Genomic DNA, 17,214 nt, shown 5'->3' with positions numbered 1-17,214 from the left:
CCTTTAGCCTTTAGCCTTTAGCCTTTAGCCTTTAGCCTTTAGCCTTTAGCCTTTAGCCTTTAGCCTTTAGCCTTTAGCCTTTAGCCTTTAGCCTTTAGCCTTTAGCCTTTATTTTTTATTTTTTATAAGTTATTTTGTAAATAGTTCCCTGGCTATCATCGGTTACATACAATGAACCGTCTGGGCCTTGGGCCAGTCCACAAGGGCGGTGTTCTGCACGGCCAGATGCAGTTTGTGCAGGAGTACCAGCAAAGCCATCAGCAAAAACTTCCCATTGGCCAGATGGTTTCCCATTCTGAAAAGGCTGAAATACCACAAAGTAACCAGCCTGTGGTTCAGGTGCGCGGTTCCATGAGCCATGAAAAGCTATAAAAGCCCCATTCTTGTATTTTTCAGGGAACTGGCTGCCAGTATAAAATAATAAACCGTTAGGGGCAAGGTGGCCCGGGTAAGCAGCAGCAGGGTCAATAGCGTCCTGTCCGCCTTCTTTTTTACCATCGCCGCCATACTCAGGCATTAATATTTTCTTGTGTTGTTCCTGATCGTAATACATATAGGGCCATCCGGCGTTATCGCCTTTTTTAATGGCATACATACATTCGGCAGGTAAAATAGCCGATTGCTTGGTGGTAAACAGATCAGGGAACAGGTCATGCAATTGATCGCGACCGTGCTGCATTACAAAAAGCTGGTTGTTTTGCTGGTTCCAGTCCAAACCTACTACATTACGCAAGCCTGTAGCATAACGTATCCCATCACCATAATGCTGGTTTAGCTTATCAGCCTTAAACTGCCATATACCGCCTGCCGAATCTAAAATAGGGCAGCCTTTTTTGCCCATCGAACCTTTTTTGCGGTCCTCAACCTGGCATGAGTTTGAGTAAGCACCAATATTAACGTACAGGTTGCCGTCATTATCAAGCGTAATGGCTTTTGCTTCGTGCTGGCGGCGGCTTAACAGGCCTGTAACAATTTTTTCGGGCTGATCAGGACTGATCACTTCATTTTGTGCATTCAGTTTATAACGAAAAACTTCCTCATCAGACGATGCATACAGGTAACCGTTTTTTACAAATACCCCTGTACCGTCATAAGTGCCAAAGCCGGTTTTTACGGTTGCTTTATCACCTTCCTGGTGTAAAAATAAAATGCCTTTACCGTTTTTAGTCCGGTTTAGTTTTACATAAATATCGTTTTGAGGTGTTACGGCAATTTCGCGTGTTCCACCAAGTTTATCGGCAATAATGGCTGCATTAAAACCAGCAGGCAGCTTTAACCCGGCACCGCCATCGGCTATGGGGGTGGTAGTAGCCACCGTGTCCTGATTGTTATTGGCCGGTTCATTGCTTTTGCAGGCATTAAATACTATAAAGCCCGCTATTGCTACAATAGGTAGCAACACGGAACGTAATTTTCTATTTTTCATGGGATTTGATTAATGGTTATCAAATTAAATAAATATACAATGAATAAGGAAATCTGTTTGTAGCATTCCTATGACAAATTTATTTAACCCCAGAGGTTAGTATCAATAAGATAAACATATCATTTAGGTAAACTGATAGATCGAATACCAGTGAAATTAAATTCTTTAATTCATAGTAAAATTAGAAATTTAATTCCGTTTTATAGCTGTTTGAGCAATTGCTGTTAAAATGGATTAAACTATTGTGGTATTGCGTCGTCATAACTGTATAAAATTTAACAATTATGAAGAAGTTAATCTTATTATCAGCAATAGCAGCAGGCGGATTATTTTATACAAATAAGGCCGATGCGCAAATATCCATACACTTAGGCGTAAACATTCCTGTACACCGTGTTTATGTTCCTGCACCACGCCCTGTAGTGGTTGAAGAAGCCCCTGTATATGACGATGAAAATGTACAGGCTGATTATAATGACGATTATTATTACCTCCCCGAGGTAGAAGCTTATTATAGCGTTCCGAATCATTGCTATTATTATAATGATGGTAATAGCTGGGTAACAGCAACCTATTTGCCGGGCGCATACCGTAATTACGACTGGCGCAGTGCCGTAAGATACGAAGTACGCGCACCACGCCCTTACCTGCGCCATGATATTTACAGGTCAAGATGGGGTGGTTACACAGGCAACCGCAGTAACTGGGGTCATAGGTTCGACAGAAGATTTAATGGAGGATACGCTTATCAGAACCGTGATAACCGTAGCTGGGACAGAGGTAACCAAAACCGGGGCAACTGGGGCGGCAGATCAAATCAAAACGATAACCGCGACCGGGGTAACTGGGGGKGCAGATCAAACCAAAATGATAATAACAACCGCGGAAACTGGGGTGGCAGATCAAACCAAAATGATAATAACAACCGTGGTAACTGGGGCGGTCAGCACTCAGACAATCGCAACAATGGCGGACGTAACCACAACGACAATAACAATCAGCGCTTTGCCGAAAACCGCACAGGTTTTGGCGTACGCCACTAAGCCATGAGCTGATAATTTTATATTACTATTCTTTCCCTATATATATAAATGAAAAGGTCGCCTGTTATGGGCGATTTTTTTTGTTATTATTTACCAGTGTTTCCTGTATCCTTAACAAACACTACATAGTTACCTTGATTTAGCTTATTATTTATAATATATAGCTTATTTATACCATAAAGGCTCTTTTGTGTTATCATTTATATCATATATTTGGATAAATAACATTAAAGATTTGAAGAAGAAATTATCTATTGTTGATATAGCCAATAGCCTGAACATATCTAAAACAACCGTTTCGTTTATTTTGAATGGACGAGCACGCGAAAAAAGAATAAGTGAGGAACTGGTTGAGCGTGTTTTAAAATATGTGAAAGAAGTTGGTTATAAACCAAATTCGCTGGCCAAAAGCTTGCGTACCGGCAAATCAAACATTATTGGTTTATTGGTACAGGACATATCAAATAACTTTTTTGCCTCTATTGCAAGACAAATTGAAGACCGTGCATATAAAAACGGCTATAAAATAATATACAGCAGTACTGATAACGATACACAAAAAACCCAGGAACTGATAGCCATGTTTCGTGACAGGCATGTTGACGGATATATCATTGTTCCGCCCGAAGGTATTGAAGAAGATATCAGCGCACTGATAAAAGATGGCCTTCCGGTAGTGTTGTTTGACAGGTATTTGCCAAAGGTGGAGACCGATTATGTGGTGGTTGATAATTTGTTCAGTACCTATAATGCCACCCGATACCTTATTGACAAAGGGTATAAGGATATAGCTTTTATCACCTTTAATTCGGAGCAAACGCAAATGGTTGACCGGCTTGAGGGTTATAAAAAAGCCATAAATGAAAGCAAACTGAAAACCAGTATTAAAAAAGTTGACTTTTACCAGGATGAAAAACTGATAACTGAGCCTATTTTGACTTTTTTGAATGAGCACAAGGAAACTGATGCTATTCTGTTTGGAAATAATTACCTGGGAACCTGCGGCCTTAAAGTGATCAGAGAATTAGGAATAAAAGTTCCTGAAGAACTGGCCCTGATATCTTTTGATGATAATGTGGTTTTTGAACTGTGCAACCCGCCCGTAACTGCCATAGCACAACCCATTGATGATATTGCCGATAAAGTGATCACCATATTATTAAACAGGCTAAACACATCAGTAGAAGTTGAGGCTAAACAACATATTACATTACCAACCGATTTAAGGATCAGAAATTCTACCAGGTAATTTTATGATGAAGAAAAGCTTGCTTTTTTTATTATTTGTTGCCCTTAATTTTAGCGTTTTAGCACAAGGGAATGTTTTGCAAACCGGCAACCCGGTATCTGAAAAGTTTTCTATTGAAAGGTTACAGCGTATTGATAACCTGATTGAGCAAAACATTGATTCGGGATATATAAATGGGGCGGTGGGTTTGATAGCACGCAACGGGAAAATAGTTTATAATAAATCATTTGGTATTGCTGATGTGGAGCAAAAAAAGCTGATGAATAACGATAATATATTCCGCATAGCCTCGCAAACTAAAGCAATTACCAGTGTAGCAGTCATGATGCTTTTTGAAGAAGGCAGGTTTTTGCTTGATGATCCTATCTCCAAATACATACCGGCATTTGCGCATCCAAAGGTAATAGATCAGTATAACGAAAAAGACACCACCTATACCACCATACCTGCCAAAAGAGAAATAACTATCCGCGATCTRCTAACCCATACTTCGGGCATAGAGTATGCGCAGATCGGTTCACCCAAAATGAATGCTATATACGCCAAAGCAAGTATACCGGGGGGCTTTGTAAGCCAGAAAATATTACTGGCCGATGCAATGAACAAGTTAGGAAAAATGCCATTATTACATCAACCAGGCGAACGATGGACCTATGGTTTAAATGTTGATGTATTGGGTTACCTGGTTGAAAAGATTTCCGGTAAAAGTTTAGACCAGTTTTTTAAAGAGCGGATCTTTGATCCGCTGGGGATGAAGGATACCTATTTTTATATACCAACAGCCAAGCAGGGCAGGTTGGTGACTGTTTATACACCTGACAAACAGCAACACCTGATCAAATGGAACACTGCAACTTTCCCGCCATTAGATGTGGACTATCCTAAAGCGGCTGGTACTTATTTTTCGGGAGGCGCGGGTTTGAGTTCAACTATAAAAGATTACGCCATTTTTTTACAAATGATGCTGAATGGGGGAGTTTACAATGGACAGCGTTTGCTGGCCCGGCATACCGTGGAGCTGATGACCGAAAACCAGATCGGTGATCTGTATATTAACCCCGATAAGGATAAATTTGGATTGGGTTTTGGCATCGTCACAAAAAACAGTTCGGCTAAATTGGGCATGAGCGAGGGTTCATTTGACTGGGGAGGTTTTTACGGAACACTTTACTGGGTAGATCCTAAAGAGCACCTGGTTTGTTTGCTTTTTATACAGAACTGGCCCTTACCTCATAATGCCATACAAGATAAATTCAGGGCATTGGTTTACCAGGCTTTAACAGATTAAAACAAGTGGTACCTAATAAAATGAGATCTGCAAGTTATAATAGATCCTTTAAAACCACCCATACATTTTCGGCCACAACTTTGGCTCCCTTTGCGGTAGGATGAATACCATCGCCCTGGTTTAAATCAGGTACACCGCCAACACCCTGTAAAAGGAAAGGCACCAGAGATGTGTTGTTTTTAGCAGCAAGCGTTGGAAATACAGATTTGAATTTATTGGAATAGTCGGCACCCATATTTGGTGGTACCTGCATACCCAGCAGCACAATTTTTACATGTGGGTATTTAGCTTTTACTTTATCAATAATGCTTTGCAGGTTTTTACTGGTTTCGTTTACGGGGATGCCGCGCAGGCCATCGTTGGCGCCCAGTTCCAATATAAAAACATCTATCTTTTGTTTCAGGAGCCAGGCGATACGGCCGTTGCCACCGGCTGTTGTTTCGCCGCTTAAACCTGCATTAACCACCCGGTAAGGCAATTTCAGTGAGTCAATCTTATTCTTGATCACCCCAGGAAATGCGTCCGATGGGTCATCCAGGCCGTACCCGGCAGTCAGGCTATCTCCAAAAAATAAAACGGTTTTTGATGATGACGAATCTGCTTTGGCCTCAGCAGAGGTATTTTGCGAAGCTTCATCCCCCGCAGGCTTCTTTTTTTCGCCGCAGGCTACCAGGGCCGTAACCGCAAACAGTATGAATGTTAACTTGAGTTTGTGCATAACAATTAAGCGTTGGTCCTTAATATTTCAAGCGGCGGTTTATTTAAAACGCCCCTGCTATTTAACAAGCCAATGATAACGGTTAGTATGGATATAATGAAAAATAATATCACCGCTGGCAAATAACTCACCGTATAGGGTATTTCAAAGCTGTATTTAGCTAATAGCCAGCTGCCCCCAAAAGCTATCAGTATACCGGTTAGGGCCGATAAACTTCCTAAAAACAGGTATTCCAAAGCAGTAATGGTGAAAATTTGTTTACGGCTTGCACCTAAAGTACGCAGCAAAACACTCTCTTGTATGCGCTGGTATTTGCTGATGCGTACCGAGGCTATTAATACCACAACACCGGTTATAATGCTGAACGCGCTCATGAAACGGATCACGTAACTTATTTTGCCCAGCAATTCATCCAGCACACTTAAAATAAGGCCCAGATCAATAATAGATACGTTAGGAAAGCTTCGTACAACGGCCCGCTGAAAAGTAGCTGATATCTTGTTTGATGGTACATGGGTAAGCAATACCTGAAACTGCGGGGCATCCTCCAGCACACCGGTAGGAAAAACCACCTGGAAATTGGTTTGCACTTTGCCCCAGTTCACTTTACGTACGCTGCTTACGTAAGCCGGCATTTGTACGCCCTGTACGTTAAAAACTATTTTATCGCCAATTTTAAGGTCGGCCCGTCTGGCCAGGTTTTCTTCAACCGATACCGGTATATCCTTGCCTGGTTCGGCTTTACCTATCCAGGAGCCGTCTGTTATTTTCTCTGATTCTGAAAGTGAATCACGGAAAGTTACCCGGTATTCATAAGCAAACACGCCATGAGAAATTTTTATGGTTGTATCTTTTTGCAGATCAGCCGCCGTTTTGCCCCTTACCTGTTCAATCCTCAGCGTTACAATAGGCACTTGCTGTAATACCGGTAATCCCTGTTTGCGGGTTAGGCTGGCAACCGCGTCTTTTTGACTGTTTTGTATATCAAACAATATCATGTTGGATTGATTGCCGCTGGATGATAATTGAACCTGACCTATCAAAATGCTCTGGATAAAAAACAGGATGCATATAAACATGGTGCTTAACCCTATGGACACCATCAGGATAAGGGTTTGGTTATTGGGTCTGTATAAATTAGCAAAGCCCTGTCGCCATAAATAATTCCACGAACCATTAATAAACAGTTTCATTACCCGCATTAAAAGCCATGCTACGGCAGCCAATATCATAAAGGCTATCAATATTCCCAGCGTAAAGAAAAGGCTGCCTATCCAGCTATCCAGCTGTAAAAAGGTAAAACCTACAATAAACAGTATGATCAGTACGTAAACCAGCCAGCGCAAAGGATCACGTGAGAAGCCCGCATCATCAAATGATATGCGCAGGGTATTTAAGGGCGATATATTACGGACAGATATAAGCGGTAACAATGCGAAAAGTATGGATATAATAACTCCCAGTAAAATACCCTGCCCAATGGCCATCCATGATATTTGTACGGATATGGTGAACGGCAAAAAATCTTTAAAGATCAAAGGCAGTAAATGCTGTATGGCTGTGCCCAAAGCTGCCCCGGTAACAGAACCTATGAGCCCGATGCCCACGATCTGGATCAGGTATATCAAAAATGCTTCGGAGGCTTTAACTCCCAAACAGCGCATAATAGCTATGGACGCAATTTTTTCGCGCACATAAATGTGGACCGCACTGGCTACACCCACACAACCCAGCAGCAAAGCAACAAAGCCAACCAACGATAAAAACCGGCTCAGATCGCCAAAGTTACGGCCGGTATTTTCCTTGCGGCTTTCAATGGTTTCGTACCTCATACCTGCTTTATCAAGCATAGGGTCAAGCTTTTTGGTGAGCCTGTTTATATTTACAGGTTTGGTGAACTTATAGTAAAAGTTGTAGTTAATACGGCTGCCAATTTTTAACAAACCGGTTTGTTCCAGGTATTGCATGGGGATATAAACCACCGGCGCAATACCGGCAACAACACCGCTTTGGCCAGGCGCCCGGTTTAAAATGCCAGTAATTAAAAACAGACTATTGCCAATTTTAATAGAATCGCCTACATGGGCGTTAAATTGGAGCATCAGGGTTTTATCAACCAAAGCCATCTGGCCTTTTTTAAAGGATGTACCGGCCTGTACAGGAGTGGTTTCAATGGTGCCATAGTAGGGGAAATCGCCCTGCAATGCGCGTACCTGCACAAGCCTTGTGCCTTTGCTTTTTGGAAAATAGGCCATGGATGCAAAACTGCGCTCCTGCGATCTTTTATCGCCCAGCGAATCAAGCATCCGTTTTAAGGAAGCATCAGCCGGTCTGTTACCCGATATGGAAAGATCAGCACCAATCAGGGTGGCAGCCTGGCCGTTAATATCGTTTTGTACATTGTATTTGAAGGCATAAATGGCTACCAAAGCAGCTATCCCAAATACAATGGCCGATATGAACAGGAACAATCTTGAGCGGTTTTTGCGGCTGTCGCGCCAGCCCATGTTAAACAGCCAGCGTACATTCATTTTTCGTTTATAATTAACAGAACCGGTTTCCATAGCAGCCTATCCGTTAATTGTTTTTTCGTCTGATACCAGCTTGCCGCCCCTTATCCTGATGATGCGCTGGGTTTTTGCGGCCAGCTCCAGATCATGCGTTACCATAACCAGTGTAGTGCCTGCTTCTTTATTAAGGTCGAAGATCAGCTTTACTACCTTTTCGCTTGTTTCAGCATCAAGGTTACCGGTAGGCTCATCGGCAAATAATATTTTGGGGGCGTTCGAAAAAGCGCGTGCCAGCGATACCCGTTGCTGCTCGCCGCCTGATAGCTGGGAAGGGTAGTGGTGCCCGCGGTCGGCCAGACCAACTTTATCAAGCAGGTCAAGCGCCCTTGATCTGATGTTTTTTTCGTTACGTAGCTCCAGCGGAACCATTACGTTCTCCAACGCGGTTAGGGTAGGCAGGAGCTGAAAATTTTGAAATATAAAACCTACATACTGGTTACGTACCTGCGCGCGCTGATCCTCGGTTAAATTACTCAGGTTGATGCTGTTTAATTCAACCGAACCCGAACTGGAACGGTCAAGCCCGGCACACAGCCCCAGCAAGGTTGTTTTACCGCTGCCCGATGGCCCCACAATAGCATTGGTTGAGCCGGCAGCAATGGCGAAGTTAATATTGTTAAGTACCGTAAGCATACGGCCGGCACTATGATAAGTTTTACTCAGATCTGAAATATTCAGTATAGTTTCCAAACGATATAAGTTTTACGGTATAGATGCATTAACACCCGGTTTGTTACCGTGCGGGCTTGCATAAATATCCAAGTATTATGCCATTTACAGCAGAAACCATGAATGTATTTTAATTTAATGACATTGCCGTGTGATTATGATTGCCAACCTTATAATGTTTGTAATCCGGGGATGCTATTACACACTTACAGCTTAGCCTTCAGACGTTCCCTAACTTCCTGCTCCCATTCAGGCTGCAAAATGCTTAATATGATGGAGTCGCGGCGGGTGCCATCTTCAATAGGCGCATGGCTCCTTAAAATGCCCTCTACTTTGCAGCCGAGACTCTTCATGGCGGCTATGCTGCGTTCGTTCCGGGCATCGGCCCTAAATTCAACCCGTTTCATGTTTAGCGTTTCAAAAGCGAATTGCAGCAGTAAAAACTTACAATGCTTGTTTAAGCCTGTTCCCCTAAATTTTTCGCCATACCAGGTATAACCAAGCTGTAGGCTTTCATATTGTGGTTGTATATCGTAAAAACGGGTGCAGCCCGCATATTGCCCGGTCTTTTTATCATAAACAATAAAAGGATATTCCTTGCCAGATTCTCTTGCTTTTAATGCAGCATCGATGTAATTGCGCATGCCATCGTGACCTTTGGCACTTGTTAAAGAAAACCCCCATGTATCAGGTTCATTAAGGGCAAAAGGTAATAAGTTTTCAAAATCATCAGCTTTTAACGGTCTTAACAGTACCTGGTCATCCTCTAAAATATAATTAGCTTCGGGATTGAATATTGAAGTCATTTTGGTAATTTTTTTAAAACTACAAAATGTTTTACTTTCTCAATCGTCATCATTTATAATGGTGTATTTTTGACAATAGCTTTTAATACAATTTATTACATTTACTAAGCCAATAGCCCTTACATTAATATATTTCATAATTTGTTGAAACATCTGCAACGGGTGTTTATCTAAATAAAACATGCAAACAGACGATCCCAAAAAAATAAATAAAAAGCCACCCGGTATTTTTAGCCTGCTAAAACCTTATATGGGCCTGGTTACCTTACTATTATTATTTGCCTTGATAAGTAATAGCATGAACTTGTGGCTGCCCAAGATAATTGCCAATGGTATTGATGATTACGCCAAACAACACTTTGTGTTTAACGATATCATTAAAAAGTTTTCGTTGGTGGTGTTGCTTGTTTTTATTTTCAGCTACCTGCAAACTATTATTCAAACGTATGCATCTGAACGTGTGGCGCGCGATCTGCGATCAAAGCTCTCAGATAAAATATCAAGACAAAGCTATGCTTTCATTGAGCAGGCTAACCCATCAAAGCTATTAACCAACCTCACAGCCGATGTTGATTCCATCAAGCTGTTTGTATCACAGGCGCTGGTATCCATTGTGTCATCTCTGTTTATTATCATTGGGGCCAGTATATTATTGTTTACTATTAACTGGCGGCTGGCCCTGGCGGTGGTTGCCATTATCCCTATTATTGGTGGCACATTCTTTTATGTTTTAAAAAAGGTACGCGCCTTGTTTATAAAAAGCCGCGGGGTTATTGATCAGTTAAACAAAGTAATTAACGAGAGTATCCTGGGCGCAGCGCTTATCCGTGTCATTAATTCGCAGCAACTGGAGTATCATAAGTTTTTACAAGCCAATACCCAGGCTAAAGATTATGGCCTTAGAATATTAGGCTTTTTTGCTGGGCTAATTCCCATTGTAACGTTTACCGCCAATATAGCCGCTTTAACTATTTTAGTAATGGGCGGGCATTTTGTAATTAGCGGCAGTATGAGCCTGGGTAATTTTGCAGCATTTAACAGCTACTTGTCATTACTCATATTCCCGATATTTATATTGGGATTTATGAGCAACCTGATAGCGCAAGCCTCTGCATCATTTACCCGTATCAGCACTGTTTTAGATGCACCCGATATTACCGCAGCGGGCGAATTAAAGGAAACCCTGCGCGGCGATATTGAATTGAGTGATGTGTCGGTTATTTACGGCCAAAAACCAGCGCTTAAAAACATATCCTTAGCGGTATCAGCAGGTTCAAAAATTGCAGTTATTGGTCCAACAGCAGCTGGTAAAACGCAGTTGCTTTATTTATTGACCAATTTAATTAATCCTACCTCGGGATCGGTACTTTATGATGGCCGCCATATTGGCGATTATAACAGCGAATCGTTCCATAGCCAGGTAGGGTTTGTTTTTCAGGACAGCATTATTTTTAATATGAGCATTCGTGAAAATATTGCCTTTAGTGATACAGTTACCGATGAATCATTAGAAAAAGCCATTGATACGGCAGAACTGCGGGATTTTATCAGCAGTTTACCTGATCATTTAAACACTATCGTATCCGAACGCGGATCGAGCCTTTCAGGCGGGCAAAAGCAACGCATCATGCTGGCCCGTGCATTGGCTGTTAACCCTAAGGTTTTATTGCTGGATGATTTTACCGCCAGGGTTGATACCAATACCGAGAAAAAGATACTGGGCAATATTCAAAAAAATTATCCGGGGTTAACCCTGATATCTGTTACGCAAAAAATAGCCTCGGTTGAGCATTACGACCAGATCATACTGCTGATGCAAGGCGAAATTGTGGCCCGCGGTATTCATGATGATCTGATGCATACCAGCACCGATTATGTACAGATATTTAACTCGCAGCAAAGCACCAGTAATTACGAACAGGGCATTGCTCATTAAAAAAATACTCATCAATGATGAATTACGATCTGAATAAGCTTAGTAAGACGCAGCAAAAAACTTCAACACTTGCCGGGCTTAGAAAGCTGCTACAATTAATAGCGCACGAAAAGCGGACCCTTATACTTGCTTTAATTGCGATATTGATCAACTCTACCCTGAACTTATTGGGCCCGCTCATTATTGGGCACACCATTGATAAATATGTTCAACACAAGGATTATAGCGGGGTGATCCACAACGCTATATTATTGCTTTGTATGTACCTGATCACCCTTTTTACAAGCTTTAAACAAACCACTTTAATGGGTGGTGTGGGGCAGCGTATGTTGTTTACTTTGCGTAACTCTATATTTAATAAATTACAGCAGTTGCCTGTTGGGTTTTTTAACCAGAACAAAGCCGGCGACCTGATATCAAGGGTAAACAACGACACGGACAAACTAAACCAGTTTTTTTCGCAATCACTGATGCAGTTCATAGGTAATATATCTACCATGGTTGGGGCGGGCATATTTTTAATTCTCATTAACATCAAATTGGGTGCCGCTACACTGTCGCCGGCTGTGCTTATCCTTGTGCTTACGCTTGTTTTATCGCCCTGGATAAAAAGAAAAAACGCCCTGAATCTGAAAAGCACGGGAGGGATGAGCGCCGAGATACAGGAAAGCCTGCATAATTTTAAAGTGATCATTGCCTTTAACCGCCGCGATTATTTCAGGAAACGCTTTGATATAGCCAATCGTCAAAATTATAAAACAGCTATTGGCGCGGGTTTGGCCAATAATATTTTTGTGCCGGTTTACGGTCTGTTTGCAAGCATAGCGCAACTGATAGTGCTGGCCTTTGGTATTTATTTAATTACCACAGGGCAATTCTCTATTGGTTTGCTGGTTAGTTACTTATCATATTCTACCTATTTTTATAATCCTTTAAGGCAATTGGCTGCACTATGGACCAACTTTCAATTGGCTATGGCTGGTTGGGACAGGATATCGCAGATATTGTCACTCGAAACAGATCTGCCAGTAATAGAAGGAGGCATAGCCGAACATACAACCACACTACTTGAATTCAGGAATGTGCATTTTAGTTATGACGAAGACAGGGAAATATTGCATAACATCTGTTTTAAACTGGAGCACGGTAAAACGTATGCACTGGTTGGCCCAACCGGAGGCGGTAAAACCACTACAGCCTCATTAATTGCAAGGTTGTATGACCCATCAAAGGGTTTGGTATTGCTTGATGGTAAAGATATCAGGAGCTACAGCCCCGAAGAGCGTAGTCAAAAGATCGGCTTTATTTTACAGGAGCCATTTTTATTTACCGGAACCGTTAAAGAGAATATTTTATACGGTAATGATCTGTATAAAGACCACACCAATGAGCAGTTGGAGAAAGTAATTGTAGATGCCAATTTAGGCAGTTTGCTGGCCATTTTTGAAAGTGGACTGGAAACCAGTGTACTTTCGGGCGGCGATAGTATAAGCCTGGGACAAAAGCAACTTATAGCGTTTATGCGGGCAGTACTGCGTAATCCACAAATATTAATACTTGATGAGGCTACTGCCAACATTGACACCATTACGGAGCAATTACTGAGTGATATTTTAAATAAGCTACCTGATACCACAACACGGGTTATCATAGCCCACCGCTTAAATACTATTGAAAATGCCGACGAAATATTTTTTGTAAACTCAGGTGAGGTAAGCCGTGCCGGTTCATTAAACGATGCTATGGATATGTTACTGCAAGGCAAACGGGTTAGTTAAAGGCATAAGTTGATCCAAGTAGATACAATCTTTACAAAACACTAAACTTTTGTTAAATAGTTGTCTGATCAACACTAAATAATTGCATAATTATTTTTACACTTGTAAATAAACTAACCAAATTATGCAGAAGTATAGCGGCCAGAAACGCATCTTAGTAGCAACCGATTGTATCATTTTTGGATTTGATGGCTGGAACATAAAACTATTGTTAGTACAGCGTGGCCTTGAGCCCGAGAAAAACAAGTGGAGTTTGATGGGCGGGTTTATCCAACCGTCCGAATCGCCTGAGGATGCTGCCAATCGCGTGCTGGAGTTACGTACCGGGCTTAAGAATGTTTATATGGAGCAATTCCAGGTATTTGGCCGTCCTGATCGCGATCCTGTTGAAAGAACGCTGTCCATCGCTTATTTCGCGCTGATCGATATCCATCAATATGAAAAACAATTGAGTGATGAATATCATCCTGAATGGTTTTTGCTTGATGAAATGCCCGAGTTGATATTTGACCACGCCGAAATGGTAAGACTGGCCAAAAAACAGTTACGTTATAAAGCCGCCCTGCACCCCATACTGTTCCAGTTACTGCCCGAAAAGTTTACCATCCCGCAGCTGCAGGCGCTTTATGAAGGTGTTTATCAAACCAAGTTTGATGATCGTAATTTCAGCCGGAAACTGTTATCAACCGGCCTGCTGGTAAAACTGCCCGAAAAGGATAAGTTATCGTCAAAAAAAGGCGCTTTCTACTACAAGCTTGATCAGTCACATTACGCTGAGAATTTTGAATCGTTCCTGAACCTGGTGCCCAACCCCGAAAAGTTTTTTTAGACAACATTTTTACCGCAAAGCATCAGGCTAAATTTTTAGGGAGCGATACCATAAAAGTAGCGCCATTACCTGGCGAGGATATCACTTCAATATTGCCCCGGTGTTTCTCAATTATACCAAACACTATGGAAAGGCCTAAACCGGTGCCTTCGCCAATACCTTTTGTAGTAAAAAATGGTTCAAATATGCGCTGCCGGGTTTCATCGCCCATGCCTATGCCGGTGTCTGTAATTTCAATAGAAATATGATTAGCGTGATCTTTGGTTATGATCATTACACTTTCTTCGCTGTGTTGTTCTTTAGCCTTAATGGCATATATGCTGTTGCTAATGAGATTGATAATTAACTGATTGATTTTACCAGGATAGCAACTTAAAGGTTCAAGCTTGTCAAAAATAGGTTTAATTTCAATATAATAGGGGATAGTGCTTCTTAAAATAAGCAGGTTGTTCAATATTGATTTATTAATATCCTCGGTTTTTAATACCATTTCATCGGTACTGCTAAAAGTACGCAGGCTGTTTACGATTTCGGTTGTGCGGCTTGCACCATCCTCAATACCATTTAATAAAAGGGAGATTTCTTCTTTAAGAAAATCAAGGTTTATTTCTTGTTTAAAATTACTAAGCTCTTTTAGCCGTGCAGGCGTTGGATTGTTTAGTACTTCTTCGTATTTATTAAGCAACAGGAAAAGCTCATTAAAATCGAGCCGCAAAGGAGCAATGTTTGAACTTACAAAGTTAATGGGGTTATTAATTTCATGCGCCACACCAGCTGTGAGCTGTCCCAGAGATGCCATTTTTTCATTGTCGACCAGTTGTTTTTGGGTCGCCATCAGGTGATCGATAGATACCGACAGGTTTTCGTTGGTAGTAATTAATTCGTTCGTTCGTTCCTTAACCTTATTCTCCAGCAAAATATTTTGCTGGGTTATTAAACGCGCATTTTCTTTAGCAATATGAAGTGCAAAACTTTGTGATTCGTTTTTTTGCTGCCTGTAAAAGTTTATTTTTTCGGCCAGTGCCGCCGAAAATAATATCAGCTCCAATACTGAACAATAAACTACAATGTCGGCTGTTAAATTAGTATAGGGTATAAACCCTTTATTACTTGCTATAGAGATTAGTATGCTTGTTAAAAACAATCCCCAGCCCAGCATAAAAAATTTGGCCGGTTTAAAACCATTAAAGTATAGGTATGCCCCTATAATAAGCAGGCTTATGGAGGTAACGGTTATGCTAATGGTAATTAAATTATAAGCAGTAACCACCTTGCCGCATAAAATTGCAATCAACAATATAGCGTATAGTACATATAGTAATAAATAGTACTTATACCATTGTTTTAAATTTTGTTTAAGCTGCAAAAACTCACTTATAAAAAGTAAAATAGAGAACCCAAACAATACTCGTATCACCGGGATCACATAATTGTTTAATATGGTTATATCGGTTGTAAATAAATTGCTGCCATAGCCGCGTTTAAGTATTTGCGATAATCCGAAAAATATAATATAGCATACATAGTATAGGTAACTCCGGTCACGAACAATAAAAAAGATTAGCAAATTATACATGGCCATCACCATGAATACACCCGCTATAACACCTATGGTAATATTCTCTATGCTGCGGCTTTGCATAAACGCAGAGGCACTGTAAACTTTTATAGGTATAACTGTTGATGCATTGCTTTTGATGCGTAAATACACGGTACCTGATGAGCCGGGCAAAACAGGGCAATTTATAAAGACGATATTCTGAGTAATAGGATGATTATGCGTATAATCCAAACTTTGATGACGGATGTTTGAGGCCGTATTATTGCTATAATATAAATCAAATTCATTGATAATACTGGCGCCGGCGTTAATGGTTACAAACGGCTCTTTGCTGTTGTTTTTTATATTAAATTTCAACCATGTTGTTGATTTTGAGTATTTTAAAACACTGAATTGTTCTTTAATATGATGAAATTTACTGTTGTTAAAAACCTGGTTTATGGTTAAGGTTCCAGTGGGGTCTTCCAGTTCAAGAAAATATCTGTTGGTTAACAGGTATGATTGGTTATCATTAACGATAAGTGTATCTGTTTTACGCGCAAAGGCTATAATGCTTAGTAATACTAAACAGGAGATTAATAATATTTTTTTCACAGTAAATTGTTACGCTTATAGAGCACAATAATTATAATAAAAATGCGCAGTAAATTAAACTTTGTATAAATTTACTTTTGAAACTATATTATAATCCGTTTACTAAAGAGATTTGCTATGCCAGTAGGAGTGTTGTATGTTGATGATGAGATAAATAACCTAAACAGTTTTAAAGCAGCTTTCAGGCGTGATTTTAATATATATACTGCTTCTTCGGCTGTTGAGGGTCGTAAAATTTTAGATGTTAATGAAATAGGTGTCATTATTACCGATCAGCGTATGCCGGTAACCACTGGCATTGAGTTTTTAGAATCAATTTTGCACACATATCCTGATACCATCAGGATATTATTAACCGGTTTTTCTGACATCAATGCGGTTATTGACGCTATTAACCGTGGACAGGTTTATAGATACCTTGTAAAGCCCTGGCAAAACGATGAGCTTAAAATCCATATTCAAAATGCCATTGAAATTTATGATCTGCGAAAAGAAAATAAAGAGCTCATGTATAAATTAAAAATAGCCAATATGGAACTGGAAACACTGGCTAAGGCGTTCAGGTAATTTTTAATGCTTATGCGGCTAACACTTAATGCTTTGTGTACATTTAACAAGTACTCTTTATTATTATATTAGTGCACTTATAAGCAAATCCAATTAAAACATTTTTTAGTAGTGTGAAATCTTTACGGGCTATAATTGTAGTCTTAATCTTATGCTGTAATTTTTGTGCATATGCACCAC

The 17,214-nt window shown here is 40.6% G+C and carries 13 protein-coding genes; 7 read left to right on the top strand and 6 right to left on the bottom strand.

From position 1 onward, the window contains the following. Positions 1-115 precede the first annotated feature (115 nt). Positions 116-1,426: a PQQ-dependent sugar dehydrogenase gene (locus AC1DRQ_RS24305; RefSeq protein ID WP_477427654.1), complete on the bottom strand. Its 1,311-nt coding sequence runs from the start codon at positions 1,424-1,426 to the stop codon at positions 116-118. Between the two features lie 284 nt (positions 1,427-1,710). Between AC1DRQ_RS24305 and AC1DRQ_RS24300 the strand changes: the two genes are divergently transcribed. From AC1DRQ_RS24300 to AC1DRQ_RS24290, 3 genes are all read left to right on the top strand, one after another. Beyond that, positions 1,711-2,469: a hypothetical protein gene (locus AC1DRQ_RS24300; RefSeq protein ID WP_477427652.1), complete on the top strand. Its 759-nt coding sequence runs from the start codon at positions 1,711-1,713 to the stop codon at positions 2,467-2,469. Positions 2,470-2,704: 235 nt separating this feature from the next. Continuing rightward, entirely contained in the window at positions 2,705-3,718 is a 1,014-nt protein-coding gene (locus tag AC1DRQ_RS24295) for a LacI family DNA-binding transcriptional regulator (RefSeq protein WP_477427651.1), read from the top strand. 4 nt (positions 3,719-3,722) lie between these two features. Continuing rightward, complete coding sequence (locus tag AC1DRQ_RS24290; RefSeq protein ID WP_477427649.1) at positions 3,723-5,006, top strand: serine hydrolase domain-containing protein; 1,284 nt, start codon at positions 3,723-3,725, stop codon at positions 5,004-5,006. Between the two features lie 34 nt (positions 5,007-5,040). Here AC1DRQ_RS24290 and AC1DRQ_RS24285 read toward each other — a convergent pair whose 3' ends face one another. From AC1DRQ_RS24285 to AC1DRQ_RS24270, 4 genes are all read right to left on the bottom strand, one after another. Beyond that, positions 5,041-5,724: an arylesterase gene (locus AC1DRQ_RS24285; protein WP_477427647.1), complete on the bottom strand. Its 684-nt coding sequence runs from the start codon at positions 5,722-5,724 to the stop codon at positions 5,041-5,043. Positions 5,725-5,729: 5 nt separating this feature from the next. Further along, positions 5,730-8,288 (bottom strand): ABC transporter permease, encoded by a 2,559-nt coding sequence (locus AC1DRQ_RS24280; protein WP_477427645.1) that lies wholly within the window; start codon positions 8,286-8,288, stop codon positions 5,730-5,732. A 6-nt stretch (positions 8,289-8,294) separates the two neighbouring features. Beyond that, on the bottom strand, positions 8,295-8,984 hold the full coding sequence (locus AC1DRQ_RS24275) for an ABC transporter ATP-binding protein (RefSeq protein WP_429399376.1): 690 nt from the start codon (positions 8,982-8,984) through the stop codon (positions 8,295-8,297). A gap of 185 nt (positions 8,985-9,169) precedes the next feature. After that, positions 9,170-9,769, bottom strand: coding sequence for a GNAT family N-acetyltransferase (locus AC1DRQ_RS24270; protein WP_429399377.1), 600 nt, complete (start codon positions 9,767-9,769; stop codon positions 9,170-9,172). Between the two features lie 181 nt (positions 9,770-9,950). Between AC1DRQ_RS24270 and AC1DRQ_RS24265 the strand changes: the two genes are divergently transcribed. The 3 genes from AC1DRQ_RS24265 to AC1DRQ_RS24255 all read left to right on the top strand — a co-directional run bounded on the left by AC1DRQ_RS24265 (position 9,951) and on the right by AC1DRQ_RS24255 (position 14,312). Next, the gene (locus tag AC1DRQ_RS24265; protein WP_477427642.1) at positions 9,951-11,705 is read left to right on the top strand and encodes an ABC transporter ATP-binding protein; all 1,755 of its coding nucleotides are present in this window, start codon (positions 9,951-9,953) and stop codon (positions 11,703-11,705) included. 14 nt (positions 11,706-11,719) lie between these two features. Next, entirely contained in the window at positions 11,720-13,483 is a 1,764-nt protein-coding gene (locus AC1DRQ_RS24260) for an ABC transporter ATP-binding protein (protein WP_477427640.1), read from the top strand. Between the two features lie 124 nt (positions 13,484-13,607). After that, the gene (locus tag AC1DRQ_RS24255; RefSeq protein WP_429399380.1) at positions 13,608-14,312 is read left to right on the top strand and encodes an NUDIX hydrolase; all 705 of its coding nucleotides are present in this window, start codon (positions 13,608-13,610) and stop codon (positions 14,310-14,312) included. A 22-nt stretch (positions 14,313-14,334) separates the two neighbouring features. Here the strand turns inward: AC1DRQ_RS24255 and AC1DRQ_RS24250 are convergent, their stop codons facing one another. Further along, on the bottom strand, positions 14,335-16,467 hold the full coding sequence (locus tag AC1DRQ_RS24250) for a sensor histidine kinase (protein ID WP_477427637.1): 2,133 nt from the start codon (positions 16,465-16,467) through the stop codon (positions 14,335-14,337). Between the two features lie 117 nt (positions 16,468-16,584). Between AC1DRQ_RS24250 and AC1DRQ_RS24245 the strand changes: the two genes are divergently transcribed. Then, positions 16,585-17,034: a response regulator gene (locus tag AC1DRQ_RS24245; RefSeq protein ID WP_429399382.1), complete on the top strand. Its 450-nt coding sequence runs from the start codon at positions 16,585-16,587 to the stop codon at positions 17,032-17,034. Positions 17,035-17,214 lie beyond the last annotated feature (180 nt).

It is taken from the genome of Mucilaginibacter sp. P4_E8 (assembly GCF_056401495.1).
This window is presented reverse-complemented; position numbering and strand designations above follow the sequence as displayed.